At 58.7% G+C, this 17,299-nt stretch carries 13 protein-coding genes; 5 read left to right on the top strand and 8 right to left on the bottom strand.

Annotated elements, in window-relative coordinates; all coding sequences use genetic code 11:
• Positions 1-17: 17 nt before the first annotated feature.
• Together RBI05_RS04995 and RBI05_RS04990 are read right to left on the bottom strand one after the other, a co-directional pair.
• Positions 18-1,586, bottom strand: a complete 1,569-nt coding sequence (locus RBI05_RS04995; protein ID WP_310550315.1) for a DNA-binding protein — start codon at positions 1,584-1,586, stop codon at positions 18-20.
• Between the two features lie 383 nt (positions 1,587-1,969).
• Positions 1,970-2,692, bottom strand: a complete 723-nt coding sequence (locus tag RBI05_RS04990) for an MOSC domain-containing protein (RefSeq protein WP_310550314.1) — start codon at positions 2,690-2,692, stop codon at positions 1,970-1,972.
• A gap of 228 nt (positions 2,693-2,920) precedes the next feature.
• Between RBI05_RS04990 and RBI05_RS04985 the strand changes: the two genes are divergently transcribed.
• Positions 2,921-4,144, top strand: a complete 1,224-nt coding sequence (locus RBI05_RS04985; RefSeq protein ID WP_408638309.1) for an alkaline phosphatase — start codon at positions 2,921-2,923, stop codon at positions 4,142-4,144.
• Positions 4,145-4,290: 146 nt separating this feature from the next.
• Here RBI05_RS04985 and RBI05_RS04980 read toward each other — a convergent pair whose 3' ends face one another.
• The 3 genes from RBI05_RS04980 to RBI05_RS04970 all read right to left on the bottom strand — a co-directional run bounded on the left by RBI05_RS04980 (position 4,291) and on the right by RBI05_RS04970 (position 7,260).
• The gene (locus RBI05_RS04980; protein WP_310550312.1) at positions 4,291-5,586 is read right to left on the bottom strand and encodes an ammonium transporter; all 1,296 of its coding nucleotides are present in this window, start codon (positions 5,584-5,586) and stop codon (positions 4,291-4,293) included.
• 179 nt (positions 5,587-5,765) lie between these two features.
• Entirely contained in the window at positions 5,766-6,113 is a 348-nt protein-coding gene (locus tag RBI05_RS04975; RefSeq protein ID WP_150457175.1) for a P-II family nitrogen regulator, read from the bottom strand.
• 52 nt (positions 6,114-6,165) lie between these two features.
• Positions 6,166-7,260 (bottom strand): GIY-YIG nuclease family protein, encoded by a 1,095-nt coding sequence (locus RBI05_RS04970; RefSeq protein ID WP_310550311.1) that lies wholly within the window; start codon positions 7,258-7,260, stop codon positions 6,166-6,168.
• Positions 7,261-7,513: 253 nt separating this feature from the next.
• Between RBI05_RS04970 and RBI05_RS04965 the strand changes: the two genes are divergently transcribed.
• Both RBI05_RS04965 and RBI05_RS04960 read left to right on the top strand, forming a co-directional pair.
• Positions 7,514-8,422, top strand: coding sequence for a LacI family DNA-binding transcriptional regulator (locus tag RBI05_RS04965; RefSeq protein WP_310550310.1), 909 nt, complete (start codon positions 7,514-7,516; stop codon positions 8,420-8,422).
• A 104-nt stretch (positions 8,423-8,526) separates the two neighbouring features.
• Entirely contained in the window at positions 8,527-9,948 is a 1,422-nt protein-coding gene (locus RBI05_RS04960; protein ID WP_310550309.1) for an MFS transporter, read from the top strand.
• A 144-nt stretch (positions 9,949-10,092) separates the two neighbouring features.
• On the opposite strand, the gene RBI05_RS04955 is transcribed toward RBI05_RS04960, so the two are convergent.
• Both RBI05_RS04955 and RBI05_RS04950 read right to left on the bottom strand, forming a co-directional pair.
• On the bottom strand, positions 10,093-12,564 hold the full coding sequence (locus RBI05_RS04955) for a starch-binding protein (protein WP_310550308.1): 2,472 nt from the start codon (positions 12,562-12,564) through the stop codon (positions 10,093-10,095).
• A gap of 504 nt (positions 12,565-13,068) precedes the next feature.
• On the bottom strand, positions 13,069-14,790 hold the full coding sequence (locus RBI05_RS04950; protein ID WP_310550307.1) for a glycoside hydrolase family 13 protein: 1,722 nt from the start codon (positions 14,788-14,790) through the stop codon (positions 13,069-13,071).
• Between the two features lie 184 nt (positions 14,791-14,974).
• Here RBI05_RS04950 and RBI05_RS04945 point away from each other — a divergent pair, with 184 nt between their 5' ends.
• Together RBI05_RS04945 and RBI05_RS04940 are read left to right on the top strand one after the other, a co-directional pair.
• The gene (locus RBI05_RS04945) at positions 14,975-15,958 is read left to right on the top strand and encodes a LacI family DNA-binding transcriptional regulator (RefSeq protein ID WP_310550306.1); all 984 of its coding nucleotides are present in this window, start codon (positions 14,975-14,977) and stop codon (positions 15,956-15,958) included.
• Between the two features lie 128 nt (positions 15,959-16,086).
• A complete protein-coding gene (locus RBI05_RS04940) occupies positions 16,087-16,491 on the top strand; it encodes a CBS domain-containing protein (RefSeq protein ID WP_310550305.1) in 405 nt (134 codons plus the stop codon).
• A 532-nt stretch (positions 16,492-17,023) separates the two neighbouring features.
• On the opposite strand, the gene RBI05_RS04935 is transcribed toward RBI05_RS04940, so the two are convergent.
• Positions 17,024-17,299: CDI toxin immunity protein (locus RBI05_RS04935; RefSeq protein ID WP_310550304.1), on the bottom strand; the 276-nt coding region annotated here is incomplete at its 5' end.

Genomic DNA, 17,299 nt, shown 5'->3' with positions numbered 1-17,299 from the left:
GCCGTTTTATTTTCCCGTCATTCTACCGGCACATTGCCGATGGTCACCGCTTCGGTGTATTTCGCCGTACTGTTCAGCCTGAGCCGCATGCTCGCCGCTCCGGTTATATTCGGATTGATCGAGAGCGTAAGGACCTTGGTCGCCACCCCGCTTGCATCGGCCATCAGGGAGAAGGCCGAACTGTAGCCGTAGGCGGAAGGCCAGGAGCCGTCGCTGTTCTTCACTTTCGCAACCTGGGTGCCCGAGCCGTTGTAGATGCCCAGACTGTAGCCCGAAGTGGTGGAACCCGGAGTCAGTCCGCTGACGACGACCTCCACCTGGAATTCGTAGTGATTCGGGAGCGTTGCCTGATGATTGAAGGCGTAGCCTGAAGACGGAATGCTTCCGCTTGATCCGGCGCCGTACGATCCGCTCTTGAAGGTTGCCGGATCATACCACTTGTAGCCTGCCGCCGGCGCTGCCCAAGGCTCGGCCACCGGCTCTGTCGAACTTGCCGGGGCTTCCCAGCTGTAGAGAGCGGTCGGTGAATCCAGCGTCAGCCCCGGTACGGCCGTCAGGGAAGTATAGCTCTCTTTGGTCGAGAGCCAGTTGACCATATTGACCAGCAGCTTGGCGTCATTCTGCTCCTGGTACCCGTCGTAGGTCGTCTTGACGCCGCCGTTCTCTTCCTTCTTATACTTGGGCGTCGCATCCTCGACCGGAGAAGAATCGCCGATGAACCCGGCCTTGCCTGCCCCGACCTTCGATACGGCGACGAACGGGCCTTCGGCCGTCCCTCCGCCGTTATAGACGCCTTGGTCAACCGCGCTCGACCACGAGGCTGCCGTCGTCGGCACATAGACGATGCCTTTGGCTCTGGAAGGATCGGTGATCGCCAGCGTGGAGCCGGCATGCATGGCCACCGCCGAGACGCCGCTCGTTATGTTGAAGGCCTGAGCCGGCGCGACAACCTGATTGGCCGTGATATCGCCCAGCGCGTTGTAGCGGAACCGAACACCGAAATTGGCCGACAGCCAATCCGAGCTGGCAACGCCCGACATAGCGGAAGATGCGGCTTCTTCGGAAGTCATGCCGAGCGCCGGATTGGACCAGGCCCCCCGCCGGTAGCCGTTGAATACTTCGGAGGCATCCCACCGGTTCTTGTTCCGGTCGGCATTGTAATGGTCGCTGATGAAGAAGAGGCTTCCCCCGCTCTGCACATAGCTCAGGAGCGCAGACTGCTCGGACGTTTTGTAAGGAATGTTCGCCTCCGGCAGGACGAAGACATCATAGCCGGACAGGTCCGATAGCGTAATCGGCGCGCTTTTGCGCAGCTCTTTGACATAGTAGCCCGCAGACGCCAGCCCGTTGGCAAAATCCGAGAATCCGCCGTCGATGACCCAGTCTGCCGCGCCGGCCGTCTGGCCGTGCGTATTGTCGAACAGCACCTTCTTGCCGTTCGCCGTAGCCGGAGTCAGGCTGGGCGCCGGATCGGACGGCCCTTCCGCAAAGGTTGGGGCAGACGGAAGCGCCAGCGTCGCCGCCAATACAGCGGCGGCTGTCAGCGACGTCCAGAAAGACCGCCACCGGGGAAAGCTGTGAACCATGAACATTCCTCCACTCTTATCAGGGATTGGCCCGCCTTGGCAGGTCGTTACCAGAATAGCACGAAACAAGGAGGAGTCCGTTAGAAGTTTACTATTTTTACAATTTTGATCGAACTTTGTGGGAGACGCACAAAGATTTGGTCTCCGGTTAACCTTCCCTTAATTCGAACACGCCGCAGCATGAAACATCCTGTATCTACCCGGTATAACCGAAGCCCGGAATCGTCAAGCTCTTGTTCTCCTCGCCCTCGCTCATCCGAATCCCAATCCGCCGACTCCGAAGGGGTTCCGCGGAACCCGGCTGTGTTGCCGAGCCGTTCCAGAATATCCTCCCCCTCCAGCCCTCCGGCGAGCTTCGCCTGCTCCGCCACCTTCGTTCTCCATTAATAGAATCTTACTTCATCGCCGACCCGGATCATACCCGGCTTAACCACCGAAGCGTACAGACCGAAGCACAGATCCAACTCCTCCTTGACGGTCCGCAGCAGAGAGGCATCCCGGGTCCGGGTATCCGGATCGATTGTAATCAGCGAGCAGCGTTCGCACAGACTGTCGATTCGCAGTTCAGCGTCACCGGCGGATACCCGCTTCCCGACCCACTGCCCGTCGTCCGGAGCCTCGTCGTCAACATTCAGAATCAGATTGGGACGGAATCTTCGGGGGTCCAGCCGCTGTCCCCACCGCTCCTCCAGTCTTCGCAGACCGGCATCGGTCAGCAGCAGAAGACTCGCGCCGTCCACCGACAGCAGCCCTTCCTGCTCGGGGTGCGGCGCGAAAGGCTCCGATAAGGTAACCGTCGCCCGGCTCTTGCGCTGAATCTCTTCCAGCAGCCGGGGTCCCCATTCCAGAACGCGGCCGTCCGGCGTCTGAATCCATACTTCTCCGTCGGCATAGCGGGCCTCATAGGCCAGCATATCAGGTAGGGCCCTTGCTGTTATAAAGCGCTGCCAACCTTCTCTGGATTCATCGTAAAACGCGCAGATGCGGTCCCCTTCCAGTCCCGTCTCTTCCACCATGCACGCCTCCAGCGCCTCTCCGCCGAAAGATTTCACCGGATACCGGCGAATTTCACGGACCGTTCCAAGCCGTGTCTTCGTCAATTCCATACGCGGTCCCCCCGATTTTAACTTCTGGTTGCTCCACCCTCTCGGAATTCACTATACCGAAATTCTTCCCGGATATGAAGCTTCCGGCTCCCAATATTTACATTGTCCGAACACGGAGCAGGTCCTGCGCTGACTTTTCTGCTTTACGATAGTCCAGTAAACCAATACCGGGAGGGAATTCAGTTGAAGCTTCGTAATCGATCCGTTTGGACCAGAACAGCCGCCGTCATGGCGGCAGCAGCCGTACTTGCAGGGGGAACCACCGCCGGTCAAGCGCCAAAGCAGGCGGACGCCGCCTCTGCCAAAGCCCGCAACGTCATTCTGTTCGTCGGAGACGGAATGGGCACGGCCCAGCGGAACGCCATCCGGCTCGCCACCGTCGGCGAGAACGGCAAGCTTGCCATGGACGCCATGCCTTATGCCGGGCTGATTCATACCAGCTCGACTTCGCCGGTGACGGACTCGGCCGCCTCGGCGACGGCATACGCCAGCGGCGTCAAGACGTATAACGGAGCGATTGGCGTCAACGCGGACAAGAAGACCGTCCGGACCATTATGGAAATCGCAAAAGCGGCCGGCAAATCCACCGGCATCGTCACCACCAGCCAGGTGACGGATGCGACGGGAGCGGCTTTTGGCGCCCATGTGGAAGACCGGTCGAAACAGAGCGACATCGCGCTCCAGCTGCTGACCCAGAGCAAGCCCGACGTCATGCTCGGCGGGGGCGAGGATTTCTGGTATCCGGCCGGCAATCCCGGCAAATTCCCGGATGAACCGGCGGAAGACCCCAAAGAGAAGAGCAAGGGAACCCAGGGCAATCTTGTGGAGAAGGCCAAGCAGCTCGGCTATACGTACGTATCGACCCCGGACGGCCTGAAGCAGACCAAGGGCAAGAAGCTGCTGGGACTGTTCGCCAATGAAGAAATGTTCCAGCAGAACGAGGAAGGCAAGGGCGATCTCTACAACCCGGTCGTTCCGCTGCCTGTAATGACGCAGAAGGCGATTGACACGCTCTCCTCCAATTCCAAAGGCTTCTTCCTGATGGTCGAGGAAGAAGGCACGGACGAATTCGCCCACAAGAACAACGCCCGCCTGACGATCAAGTCCGGCCAGGAGCTGGACAAGGCTGTCCAGGTCGCCAAAAATTTCGCCAAGAAGCACCCGGAGACGCTGGTGCTCGTACTGGCCGACCATGAGACCGGCGGGTTCTCGATCGAGCCTGTGGACGATGAGGACGAGTCCGGCGACGGCATCTCTATGGAAGACGGGCCGTTCGCCATCGCCGGGTCCAAGCAGAACTTCGTGGTGGACTGGACAACATCCGGCCATACAGCTGTAGATATTCCGGTCACGGCTATGGGACCGGGAGCGCAGCTGTTCACCGGCGTCTTCGAGAATACGGAGGTGTTCAGCAAGCTGCTCCAGGCCCAGAATCTCCGGGCGTCCAAATAAACCACAACCAGAACAAGCCATTCGCTCGCGGGCAGTTCCCCGTGAGCGGATGGCTTGTTCATTGGTTAGCCGGGTTCACCGGACCCCGGGGATAGGGCTGCACTTCCGGCCAGCCAAGGCTTGCCTTCGTTCATCCTTTTCTCCGCCTAGTCGGCGACCCGGAGAGCGGCGCCCGCCTTGGCGAAGTCCAGCAGATCGCCGCCCGGCTGGTCGCTGAAGCGCTCCAGCTCATTGTAGGCCGGGATGCCGTGCATCGCCATATCGAGCCCTTCTTCTTCTTCCGCATCGGTAGCCCGCAGACCGACGGTGCGGTCCAGCAGCTTGGCGAACAGGAAGCTCATGCTCAGCCCCCAGACGGCCACCGCCGCGATCCCCAGCGCCTGAATGCCGAGAAGGTGGGCATGGCCGGTCGTCAGCAGTCCGTCTTGGGCATCGAACAGCCCGACTGCCAGTGTGCCGAATATCCCGTTGACACCATGAACCGCTACCGCGCCCACCGGATCATCCACCTTGAGCTTGTCGATGGCGAGCGTTCCCCAGATCACCAGAAGACCGGCAATAAGACCGATGCCAATCGAGGAGTACGGGCTGACATAGGCGCAACCCGCCGTGATGGCCACCAGTCCGGCAAGCGCGCCGTTCATGGTCATGCTGGGATCGGATTTGCCGAAGCGGAACATCGTATAGAGCATCGAGGCCGCGCCGCCGGAAGCGGCGGCAAGCAGCGTATTGAGCGCGATGACCGGAAGCTGCGCATCCGCCGCGTTCAGCGTGCTGCCCGCATTGAAGCCGAACCAGCCGAAGCACAGAATGAACGTGCCTGCCGAAGCCAGCGGAATATTGCTCGGAGCAAAGACGTTGACGCTTCCGTCCGAATTGAAGCGGCCTCTCCGGGGACCCAGCACCTTGGCGAAGGCAAAGGCGGCCCAGCCGCCCAGGGCATGAATCGCCGCCGATCCCGCAAAATCCTTCATTCCGAGCCGGGCGAGCCAGCCCTCTCCGTTCCAGATCCAGTGGCCGGAGACCGGGTACAGGATAGCCGCAACGAACAATGCAATCAGAATATAAGCTTTATAGGACATCCGCTCGGCTACCGCACCCGAGATAATGGAGATCGCGGCGATCGCAAAGCCGATCTGGAACAGCACATAGGCGGACAGCGGCAGGTTCAGGGACAGATGCAGCGACTGCGAGGCTCCCCAGAAGTCGAAGCTGAACACTCCGCCTGCGTCCGGTCCGAACAGAATGCCGAAGCCGACCAGAAAGAAGGCCAGCACCCCCACCGTAAGATCCACGAATATTTTCATTGTTACATTGACTGCGTTCTTGGTCCGCACCAGACCCGCTTCCAGCAGGCTGAAGCCGCCTTCCATGAACAGCACCATCGCGGCTGCCAGCACGACCCAGACCGTATTCAACGCCACACCGGTATCGACACTCATTAGATGTCAACCTCCCTGACATGAACTGACTTTTCTAATAGTAAAAGCAGGGCTTTAAATTGTCAACACTTCATGTCAGGTTTTATTACACAAAAAAAGAAACGAAGGTCTTTCTTCGTCTCTTTAGAAGGTCTGCAAGCCCGCCGCTGCGGGCTTTTTTCATTTTTAGCCAAAATGTGTCAGAGCAGCTCGTCGATCGTGTCGTCGGGTCTGCCGGTCCGAATATTGTACATTTCTTCAACGGGAAGAACGAAGATCTTGCCGTCCCCCATCTCTCCGGTCTGCGCTGTTCCGATGATGGTTCGGATGGTCTCCTTGACCTTGTGATCGGAGACCACGATTTCCATTTTGACTTTGTGGTGCAGATTGACGGTATAGGTCTTGCCCCGGTAGACGCCCGTCAGGTTCTTCTGCTGGCCGCGGCCCTGGGCCTGGGTCACGGTGAATCCGGTGACTTCCACCGCCCGCAGCGCCTCGATGACCTCTCTTAATTTCTCGGGCCGGATGATCGCTTCAATCTTCTTCATAAGAGTACCTCCATATATGTACAATCCGGAATCAACCGCTTCCCCGATTGTATCACAAGTCGGAACTGCCCGTCTCCGTCAGCCGACGGAGACCTTCCTCCAGCGCGGCTGCGGCTCCCGGCGCCAGCCATTCGGCCGGAATCTCTACCGCCTTCGCCGCTCCGCTCCGCAGATAGCTGTAGATAATCTGGGCTTCGTCGATTTCTTCCCGCCGGATGGCTTCTGCGCCGACCTCCTGCTGCACGGGTGCGAAGATCCCCGTTGCAGCTTCCCGGAGCCGAAGCAGCAGACCTTCCGGCCCTCCGATTCCGGCCCAATCGACCTTCTCGCTGTGCAGCACCGCGTTCCGCCGGACGCAGAACACCTTCGCAGTGTTCGCGTCCAGCTCCTCCAGCACAATCAGATTGCGGTTCTCCGCCGCAAAGGACGCTACCCGCTGCTTGGACATCAGCAGCCGAAGCGCTGCCAGTCCGTCGCGCAGCTTGGCCGCCCGCTCGAAGTCGAACTGCCCGGCTGCCTCCTCCATCTTCCGCTCCCATTCCCGGTAGACGCCGTCGTCGCTGCCTTCCATAAGCTCCGACAGTCTTTCGGTCTGCTCCCGGTGCCGCTGGCCATCTTCGCCGCCCCGGCAGAAGCCGAGGCATTTGCCCAGCTTCACGTTGAGGCAGGGAATGCCGTCCGGCCGGTTCTTCAGACAGGCCAGCCCGAGCAGCTCCCGGACGGCGGCGGCTGCCCGCTCTATCGAGCCTGCACCGGCGGTATAGGGACCGAATACCCGTCCTTCCGCGGCTGCATCCGGTTCCCGCACCAGCCGGAGGGCGCGCGCGCCCTCGCCGGGGGCCACTGCCACATAGACATAAGCCCGGGGGGTTTTCATCTTGCGGTTATAGATCGGCCGCCGCTCCCGGATCAGCCTGCACTCCAGCATGAGCGCTTCAAATTCCGTATCCGTCCGTATAATATCCAGATCGCGGATCTGGGGTACCATCCGTCTGATCTTGCTGGAGTGCGCAGCGGAAGGCTGGAAGTAAGAGCTCACCCGCTGCTTCAGGTTCTTCGACTTCCCGATATAGATAATATCCCCGCGGCCGTCCTTCATCAGATAGACGCCCGGTCCGGCCGGCAGCCCGGCCACCTTCTCCTTCATCGGTATGTCCCTCCGCTCACTTGTTCCCGTTCCTGTTTCCCTGTTCATTCTGTTCATCTATGTCCATTTTGTTCATTTTGTTCATTCTGTTCATCCCTGTTCATTTCTGTCCTTGTCCATACCAGCGGCACAGCCTGATTATACCATGCTCGGCAACTTCCAGCCCGCCGATAGACTTAATCGATTAAGCTAATCGTTGACAGCCTTCCTTCTCCGGTGATAGTCTGGAGGCACCGAAAGGAGAGATTACGTCTTGCGCAAAGCAACCATGAAGGATATCGCCGCCCGGGCGAACGTTTCCGTCGCTACCGTGAGCTATGTGCTGAACCGGGTGCAGGGCCAGAGCATTCCTCCGAAGACGCAGGCTCTGATCCGGGAGATTGCCGAAGAACTGCACTACGTCCCGAACCTGGCGGCCCGTTCGCTCGGAAGCCGGCGGACCGGGCTCATCGGCCTGCTCGTGTACGGCCTTCCCGCCGAGCCGTTCTGGAAGCAGCAGAGCCAGTCCTCCTTCATCCGCAGTCTGGAACGCCTGCTGACCGCCGGCGGATATCATGTGCTCCTGATGACGATCGGCCCCGGCCCCGGTCTGCTGGATATTGTGGCCCTCCGCAAGCTGGACGCCGTGCTGGTAATCGATGTTCCGGAAGACGCCTTCTATCCCGTCTCGCGGCATTTTGTCGAAGGGGTTCCGCTGATTACAATCGACAGCTTCATTGAAGACCGGCTCTTCCACCAGATCGCCTATGACTATGGCGCCGTCCTGAAGGAGGCGCTCGGAGACGCCGGTGAAGACGTCTGCCTGATAACCGAGAGCTTTCATAACGGAGAACTCAACCGATATATCGCGGACAGCTCCGGCCTTCCGGCCTCCCGGATTTACCGGATCGGCTCTTCCGAAGAGCTCGATAACCTGCTGGAGAACGCTCCCGTCGGACCGGCGGTGGTCATCAACGAATTTCTGGCCAGCCGCATCGCCGCGGCCGGCGTATTCTCGCCGCTTATGGCGATCCCGACCGGAGACTGCCCCGAGCTGCTCGGCCCGAATGTCCGGGTATATCCGTTCCAGGGCAGCAAGGCCCGGGAAGCCTGCCGCTTGCTGGAGATTCTTCTTCATCACCCCGAGCAGCTCGGAGACAACAACCGTCATTGTATCCGTTGATTGCGGCTTCCCCCTCCCCCGGCTTCCTTCAGGGAGGGAGACGGTCGCCCCTTGACTTAAACGATTAAGTCGGTCGGTTATATTCTATTTAAGGAGGATTTCTTATGATTGAACCGTTGCCTCTTCAGGCCGGAGAGGCCCCGACCGCCGCTACGGCGGATACGAAGCCCGAACCGCTGGTGCGGAACCGGCGCTTCCTGCTGCTGCTGGCTTCTTACTCGATCACAACCTTCGGCAATACCTTCTACAGTATCGCTCTGAATCTCTGGATACTGCGGACTACGGGAAGCGCAGCCGCCATGGCAGGCTTCACGATTGCGAGCCTCCTCATCAGCTTCGCGCTCGGGTCAGTGGCGGGCACCACCGCCGACCGCCGCAATCGGCGGTCCGTCATGCTGGCCGCCGATCTGGCGAGCGCTCTATTGGTGCTGACGGCCGCGCTTTTGCTGGCCCTCCCCGAGACGGTTCCGCTGCCGTTCTTCCTCATCCTGCACGGTCTCATTACCGTCTCGGGCCTCTTCCAGTCGCCCGCCTACCAAGCCTCCGTGTCCGTCATTGTCGGTCCTTCCCGGATTCAGCAGGCGGTCGGCCTGCTGAATCTGTCCGAGAATCTGTGCCGGACCGTCGGCTTCGCCGCCGGCGGCATTCTGATTGCCGCGATCGGCGCTTCGGGAGCCGTCCTGATCGACGGTCTGGCCTTCCTGCTGTCGTATCTGCTGGTGCTGCTGACCGGCTCGCTTCAGCCGAAACCCTGGGCTTCGCCTCTGCCGAGAACCGGGCAGAGGCAGACAGCGGAGGCAGACGAAGCCTTGGCGGAGAGACAGACAGCGGCGGGAGCTGAATCTTCGGCGGTGAAAATGGCGGCGGCAGATGAAGCGGCTGCGGACAAGGAAGCTCCGCCGGAGCCGGGCGTCCGGCGCTCTTTTGCCGGAGATTTGCGGGAAGGCTTCCGTTTTGCCTGGGAGCATCCTTTTGCCAGAGCCGTTATGGTTATCCTTCCGCTGCTGACGCTCTTCTTCATGCCGTCGATGATGCTCACGCAGGTCATGGCCGTCCAGGTCTGGCAGGCCAGCTCCGCCCAGTTCGGGCTGATGGAAGCCTCCATCCCGCTCGGGTATATGGCCGGGTCGGCGGTCATCGTCTTCTTCGGGTCCTCGCTGCGGCACAGAGGACGGCTCATTATGGCCGGTCTGCTCGCGCTCGGCCCGGCATACATGCTGCTGTCCCGCTGTACGTCCGCACTGTCGGCAATCCCCGTCATTCTGCTGATCGGCTTCCTGTTCGCCTTCGCGACCCTGCTGGTGCAGATTATTCTTCGGCTTGAAGTGCCGCCCGAGCTTCAGGGCCGGGTCTTCGGCGTTCTGGGCTCGGTGCTCGGCATTGCCCCTTCGGCCGGACTGACCGTCGTCTCCGTCCTCTCTGACCGCTGGTCCCCGCAGCCGGTGATGGCGGTGCTGGGCGGACTCCTGCTTCTGTTCGCGCTCGCTGCGCAGGCTGCTTGTCCGGCGGTGCGGCGCTACCGGTGATGGGCCCCCGTCGAATCGGATCAGGCACAGCTCCGGGAAATGGCTTATGCCAGCCCGCTAACGGCTTCGGTCTCCTCCGCTCCCTCCCGTCCGATACTAAAAAAGCCGGCCACCGGGAAGGCTCCCGCTGGCCGGCTTGCTTGATCAGCTTCCGAAGTTAAAAGTGACATTCGGATTTGAAGCGGACACCGTATAGCTGCGGTTCCCGCCGCTCTCCCACACCGCGTTGCCGCCGGCGTCTTTCTTAATGGCCTTGAACTGAATGACGGTGCCGGCCGGCAGATTGACCGTCAGCTTCCAGGTTGGATAGCTGGCGCTGCTGGCAGGCCCGGCCGCCTTGGCCGGGTCCCAGTTCCCGAGCTCGGCAATGTTGCCGGCAATATACACATTCTGTCCGAGAGTCGTCGTGGCATTGTTAATCGTGAAGGTGACGGCAACTGTCGAAGAACCTCCCGGCTTCGACTGGGTAACCACTCCATCCTTGATCCACCGCTCGCCGGTGACCGCGTATCCGGCCTGATTCGCAGCCGGCGTCTGGTTGCTGCCGCTGTTCATAATTACCTTGGCGCTGGTCCAGCCGGAGAGCGTGGCTTTGTACCAGCCGTCCCCTTCGCTCGTCATGGCCGTTCCCGGCCAGGCGGCGTTCGTCTTCGCCGGCGTCACCGTATCATCGTACGCGTACAGATTCGGTGTGCCCCACGAAGATGGCTTGTAGAAATGGACCGTGACTCCGCTGCCCGGCGTGGCGGTCGGCGTTGGTGTCGGCGTGACCGTCGGAGTCGGAGTCGGCGTAGCCGTTGGTGTTGGTGTTGGCGTCGGCGTGGCGGTCGGCGTCGGCGTAGCCATCGGGTTGGACGCGTACACAACGCCGTCCTTCACCCATTTCTCTCCGCTGACCGAGTAACCCGCCTGATTCGCTCCCGGCGTCTGGTTGCTGCCGCTGTTGAAGACGACTTTAGCCGAATTCCAGCCGGCAAGCGTGTATTTGTACCAGCCGTCCCCTTCGCTCGTCATGGCCGTTCCCGGCCAGGCGCTCAAGGTTTTCGCCGGAGATACGGTATCATCGTAGGCGTAGATGTTCGGCGTTCCCCATCCGGACGGGTTGTAGAAATGCACTGTTACGCCTGTTCCCGGCGATGGAGTCGGCGTCGCGCTTGCCGTCGGGGTTGGTGTCGGCGAGACCGTCGGCGTCGGAGTTGCTGTACCCGTCTGGTACAGCACGGCAATTTTGCCGCCGCCCAGGGATCCGGTAATCGTTCCGTTAGAGACGGTGAACGTGCCGCCGCCGCTGGCCTTGTTGACATACGTGCCGTTCGCCAGGTTCGTCGGGCTGTTAATCGTGGCGTTGCCGCCCAGGTTCACGATGGTCATCCCTTTGGTGCCGCGTTCAATCATCATAATGGCATTGCCCTGCGTACGCAGATATTCGCTCTCGCCGGTCATGGCGTTGTGGAATTTGTTGACTGCCGCAATGTCCGGGTCCTGCCAGAGCGTGCTTCCGGTTGCGCCGAGCGGGGTGCCGAATTTGCCGCTGCCGCCCGGACGGTCAAAGAACAGGGAAGTCGTCTGGGCGCGGGAAGCGATGATGGCCCAGCCCATTTTGATCTGATAATCAGTCATTCCGGTAGATTCGCTGCTGTCGTTGGCGTACGTGTCATGCGATTCTACCCAGGTCACGAGCTTGCTCGGACTGACGCCCGCCGCATCGAACGAAGTCGCAGAGCCGACATTGACGCCGCTGCCGAAGCCGACGGCCGATCTGACGTTATGGCCATAGTTCGGAGCCGCCAGATTCATGTAGTTCGCATAGCTTGCAAAACGGTCCACGGTTCCGTCCTGAAGCACTTCGCCGTAGATGTAGAGATTGTTCTTGTTGGTCAGAGAGCCCAGCACGTTGGGCCAGAAGTTGGAGCCTGCGCCGTAGGCATCGTCCGGAAGCTCAATATGCTTTGCGGCGTCGAACCGGAACCCGTCCGCGCCGAGAGCGACGGCATCATTCAGGAAGGAGATAATGATGCGCTGCAGATCGGCATTGGAGGTGTTGAGGTCCGGCAGACCGATCCCCCACTGCGTAACCTGCCAGCGGTCGTTCCAGTTCTGAACCCCCTTGGCCTCATGCCAGAATGCCGAATTGTTCCGGATCGAAGGATCGACATTGTAGGCAGGCGTATATTTCAGCGAATCGCCGCCTGCATTGGCCGTATGATTCGCCACAACGTCCACAATGATGTTGATGCCGTATTTCTCCGCTTCGTCGCACATCCGCTTGAATTGGTCGCGCGTACCGAGCTGCGCATTGCCGACGCTGAAGCCGACCGGCTGGTAGAGAACCCACCAGGCGCTTCCGCTCGTCTGCGCTTCCTTGGTCGGCTGAACCGGCGACGTCTGCACCGATTTGAAGCCCGCCGCCGCCAGTGCCGGCAGATTGGCCGTTATGTTATCGAAGGACCAGTTCCATGCGTGAAAAATAACCCCGTCCGCCGTCTTGGCCGGCAGGCCGTAATCGGACGCCGCCGCCTGGGCGCTGCTCGGCGCAAGCAAGGCTCCGCTCCAAGTCTGGAGCAGCAGAACCACAAACAATATAAAGCTGGATAGCGATCTGGCACTCTTCTTCAACTCTCATTCCCCTTTGCCGTTGGTTTGTGCAGTTAACAAGCTAAATGGTGTATTCGCTTACAAGAAACCTGTTCCTTATCCCGCCCGGGTCCTCCTTTCCTTCTAGATCGGTCTGGATCAACCGTGTTGGCCATTCTGACCTTGAAATCGAGCTTCCTTACCGGACAAGCGACGCAAACGTTTGCACAAAGTTGAAAAAAAGATCAACCTGCTACAATCCGCGTTCGCCGCACGCCGAGTAAGGTTGAATTGCCTGCTCTCAATCTGGAATCGCTTACATTATGGCATCGCAAATACACAGCGTCAATAGGACTTAGGAATCTTACCCAATTGCGGGATACGCAACTTTTCTCCTAATCTTTCCCACGCTGCGCAACCGTTGCACAACGTTTGCGCTTAGCCGCCGCTCTATTCGCCGGCTGCCTCATGACAGCCCAAAAACCCCCTCCTACCCCGATAAGGAGTAGAAGGGGGTCTCATTTTACAGCTTCACAAATGACGGAATTACGCTTCTTCCGCCGTTTCCGCCAAAGCTTCCGCATCGGTCTCCCCGAGCACATCCAGCTCGTAGATCAGCGCCTCATACGGCCGGAGCGGCAGCTCGCGGAAGCGGTCGCCCGCCGGTTCGCCGTAATTCGACAGCAGCAGCTTAACCGTGCTGAACCGGATTTTGACCGGCAGCTTGAAGACGGCATTCTCCGCAGTCAGATTCGTGATCACCAGCCAGCGCACCCCGTCCAGCGTGCGGGTATAGGCATAAATCTGCGGATGCTCCGAGAGCAGCAGTTCATAGCGGCCGTAGACCGCAACAGGGCTTGCTTTGCGCAGGGCAATCATCTTCTTGTAGTAATGATAAATGGAATCGGGATCGGCAAGATCCTTCGCCACATTGATCTCCCGGTAGTTCGGGTTGACCTTCATCCACGGCGTTCCGCACGTAAATCCGCCATTATCGGAATCATCCCACTGCATCGGCGTCCGGGAATTGTCCCGGCCGTTCGTCCAGATCACCGGCATCAGTTCCTCGTGCGTCTTCCCTTCCTCCCGTCCCATCCGGTACCAGTTGCGCATCGAGACATCATCGTAATCGTCGATCGAGTCGAACTTCACGTTCGTCATCCCGATTTCTTCTCCCTGGTAAATGAACGGGGTGCCCTGCATGTTGAAGAACATCGTTCCCAGCGCCTTCGCCGACAGGACGCGGTATTCTTCGCTGTCATTGCCAAGCGTGGATACCGAACGCGGGTTGTCGTGGTTCTCCAGGAAGAGCGCGTTCCAGCCGTCCCTCTCCAGGGCAATCTGCCATTCCGTAAGAACCGCCTTCAGGCGCGGAATATCGAGCGCTTCGGCCAGGTCCTTTTTCCACAGACTGATGTGGTTGAACTGGAAAATCATATTGAACTTGCCGTTCTCGCGGCTGACCCACAGGTCCGCCTCGTCCGCCGTTACGCCGCTTGCTTCGCCGACAGTCATAATATCGTATTTATCAAAAGTCTCCCGTTTCAGCTCTTCCAGGAAGTCGTGGATGCCCTCGCGGTTCATATGGCCCGCCGACGCCGCCACATACTTGCGTCCTTCCGGGTTCGGCAGATCGGGGAAGCCCGCCAGCTTCTTGATATGCGAGATCGCATCGATCCGGAAGCCGTCGATCCCTTTGTCCAGCCACCAGTTGACCATGTCGTACAGCTCATGCCGCACTTCGGGGTTCTCCCAGTTGAGGTCCGGCTGTCTCTTCGAGAACACGTGCATATAGTACTGGTTCGTGACCAGATCGTACTCCCAGATCGAGCCGCCGAACAGGCTGTCCCAGTTGTTGGGCTCAGCCCCGTCCTTCGGATCGGCCCAGATATAATAATCCCGCTTCGGATTGTTCTTGCTCGAACTGGACTCAATGAACCACGGATGCTCGTCGGAGGTGTGGTTGATGACCAGGTCCATAATCAGCTTCAAGCCGCGCTTGTGGCATTCGGCCAGCAGCTCGTCGAAATCGGCCATTGAGCCGAAGTCTTCCATAATGTCCTTATAATCCGAAATATCATAGCCGTTGTCGTCGTTCGGGGACTTGTAGACCGGACAGATCCAGATGACGTCGATGCCCAGTTCCTTCAAATAATCCAGCTTGGAGATTACGCCCCGCAGGTCGCCGATGCCATCGCCGTTGCTGTCCATAAAGCTGCGGGGGTAAATCTGATACGCCACCGCTTCCTTCCACCAGATCCGTTCCATGTCTGAAATCTCCTTTGCGCTCGCTCGTTCTCGGTTGTGGGAAAATATTTTCCTTAAGGTCAGTATATAGTCATTTATTTTCCCGGTCAATAGAGATAGCAATAGACCCTTGGCTTTCCAAAACCGTTCTGATATGATGCTATCAGGAAAATATTTTCTCAAATCTCTTCAAGTGGTGATTCTGATGAAAACGACCATCCGCGATATCGCCCGGCTGGCCGGTGTGTCCATGGCCACCGTCTCCCGGGTTATCAACCATACGAAGCCGGTGAACGACGACATCCGGCGGCGCGTCCTCGAAGCGATGCGCCAGACGGGCTACCGCCTGGAGATGCTCGGCGAAGGCGCCGAGCGCAGCCTCATCGGCTTCATTGCGCCCGCCTTCACCCAGACCGTCGTCAGCGAGCTCGTGACGGGAATCGGCAGCGTGCTGCCGCTTCACGGCTATGAGCTCTTGATCGGTCTGACCGACGGCAGCGTCGAGAGCGAACTTCACTATCTCGACCGGTTCCGCGGCATCGGCGCGCACGGTATCCTCTTCGTCGGCTCGCAGTTCGGCCCGCCGCATCAGGAACGCCTGGCGGACTCCGGAATCGCCTGCGTACTCGCCGGCCAAGTGTCGGACGTCCCCGGTGTGCCATCCGTACATGTGGACAACCTGATGGCCTCGTATGAAGCCGTCACCTGGCTGATTCAGCACGGCCATTCCGACATTGCCATGATCCGGGTCGGCGGCGGCATGGGCGTCGGAGATGAGCGCTACCGGGGCTTCATACAGGCCATGGAAGCCGCCGGCCTCCCCGTCCGGCCGGAGTGGATCGCCGAGAGCCATCATTCTACCGAAGACGGGGCCGCCGCCATGCGGCGCATTCTGGAGCACGGCCGGCCTACGGCCGTCTTCTGCGCCACCGACTGGATGGCCATCGGCGCGATGAACGAGCTGCTCGACCGGGGCCTCGCCGTTCCCGGCGATGTGTCCGTCTTCGGCTTCGACGGCAGCTACATGTCGACCATCGTCCGCCCGAAGCTGTCCACCGTCGACTACTCGGCGACCGAGATGGGCATGACGGCCGCTCGGACCCTGATCCGGCTCATCAAAGGCGGGTCGGTCGATCCCCTGCACGCCAACGTCACCCATTACCTGGCGATCCGCGGGAGCGCAAAATAGCGCTCCGCGGCCGCAGCCGGCTCATTAAATCACACCGTCCCGTAACATTTATTAAGCGATTACATAAATTTTATGTTTTAATAGACCTATGCCCGGTTACCAATTCCAGCGCAAAGGAGAATCCGCCCATGGAAATCAGCGCGTTTCTGCTCCCCAAGGAAGAAGTCGCTTATATCTCCTCCTCCCACTCCATGCTCGAAGCGATGGAGCAGCTTGAGAAGCACTCGTACACCGCCATTCCCATTATTGATGAATCCGGCAAATACGCCGGCACCCTGTCCGAGGGCGACCTGCTCTGGAAGCTCAAGCGCACGCCCGGCCTGACCTTCGAGGGCATGGCCTCCGTGCCGGTCAGCACCATCCAGCGGCATGTGCTCAACGAAAGCGTCTACATCCGGGCCGAGATGGAAGACATGCTGACGCTCGCCGCCGACCAGAACTTCGTCCCCGTCGTCGATCAGGACGGCGTGTTCCTGGGCATCATCCGCCGCAAGGACATTATCGAGTATTATACGAGGAACATAACGGATTGATACGAAGGGAAAGACGAATACCCCGGCAGCCTCGCAGAGATACGCCGGGGTGCCGGGGTATTCGTGCTGCGTGAATAAGTATATCTGAAGGAAGGAGCAATTTTCGGACATTGCCTTCCTTCTGGATAAAATATGGACTTCCATTCCAATTCCGAATTGAGCTAGTTTATCAAAATTTTCCTTTGTAAACTCTATCCCCAATTGTCCGTATTCCGACCTTAAGTACAACTCCATACGAACTTGTTTATACTTCTTGGACAATGCTCTAATAACTTCAGTTCTTGAAATCAACAGCTGTAACAATTGCTCCAGAGTGCTTGACATATCTTCTCCTTTATCAAATTTAATGCTAAAGGACCAGATATCAAACGGTGCTTTTTGTTTAGTCTAACCAATCCTTTCTCCTTTTCTGACAAGCCTGCTTGAACCAAATTTATACTCTTACTCCTTTCATCAAAGTTTTTAGAATTATCGACGATAATTGGTTTTGACGGTAAGTGCTGTATTCTTATTACTAGCTCATAACGCTTTATCAAAGTGACAAGAATCCCAGTGTAATTTCTCCTTCATGAAAAAATTCAATAACAAACGAGAAATCTAAACCTACTATCCAGGTATCCGATCCTACCGTGATAAAATCATCTATAAAATTAATTACTTGATCGAGTTCGACTTGGACACTTGGTGCATCTGAGTAATTCCAAAGTACGTTTACTTTTTGCAGACGACTGTTTTTAAGTTTGGTATCGATAATTTCCGCTGCCCCTTCTATTGAAGCGGTTTCGTATTTTTCCTTCAGAACACCCCA

The sequence above is a fragment of the Paenibacillus glufosinatiresistens genome, from assembly GCF_031470375.1.
Taxonomy (GTDB): Bacteria; Bacillota; Bacilli; order Paenibacillales; family Paenibacillaceae; genus Paenibacillus_AQ; species Paenibacillus_AQ glufosinatiresistens.
The sequence above is the reverse complement of the archived record's forward strand: the minus strand, read 5'-3'. Positions and strand labels throughout refer to the sequence as shown.

Bases quoted from the DNA above. Each gene is read 5' to 3' on its own strand.
- RBI05_RS04995 (WP_310550315.1), bottom strand. From the start codon at position 1,586: ATGGTTCACAGCTTTCCCCGGTGGCGGTCTTTCTGGACGTCGCTGACA.
- RBI05_RS04950 (WP_310550307.1), bottom strand. From the start codon at position 14,790: ATGGAACGGATCTGGTGGAAGGAAGCGGTGGCGTATCAGATTTACCCC.
- RBI05_RS04960 (WP_310550309.1), top strand. From the start codon at position 8,527: ATGATTGAACCGTTGCCTCTTCAGGCCGGAGAGGCCCCGACCGCCGCT.
- RBI05_RS04945 (WP_310550306.1), top strand. From the start codon at position 14,975: ATGAAAACGACCATCCGCGATATCGCCCGGCTGGCCGGTGTGTCCATG.
- RBI05_RS04990 (WP_310550314.1), bottom strand. From the start codon at position 2,692: ATGGAATTGACGAAGACACGGCTTGGAACGGTCCGTGAAATTCGCCGG.
- RBI05_RS04985 (WP_408638309.1), top strand. From the start codon at position 2,921: ATGGCGGCAGCAGCCGTACTTGCAGGGGGAACCACCGCCGGTCAAGCG.
- RBI05_RS04970 (WP_310550311.1), bottom strand. From the start codon at position 7,260: ATGAAGGAGAAGGTGGCCGGGCTGCCGGCCGGACCGGGCGTCTATCTG.
- RBI05_RS04940 (WP_310550305.1), top strand. From the start codon at position 16,087: ATGGAAATCAGCGCGTTTCTGCTCCCCAAGGAAGAAGTCGCTTATATC.
- RBI05_RS04980 (WP_310550312.1), bottom strand. From the start codon at position 5,586: ATGAGTGTCGATACCGGTGTGGCGTTGAATACGGTCTGGGTCGTGCTG.
- RBI05_RS04975 (WP_150457175.1), bottom strand. From the start codon at position 6,113: ATGAAGAAGATTGAAGCGATCATCCGGCCCGAGAAATTAAGAGAGGTC.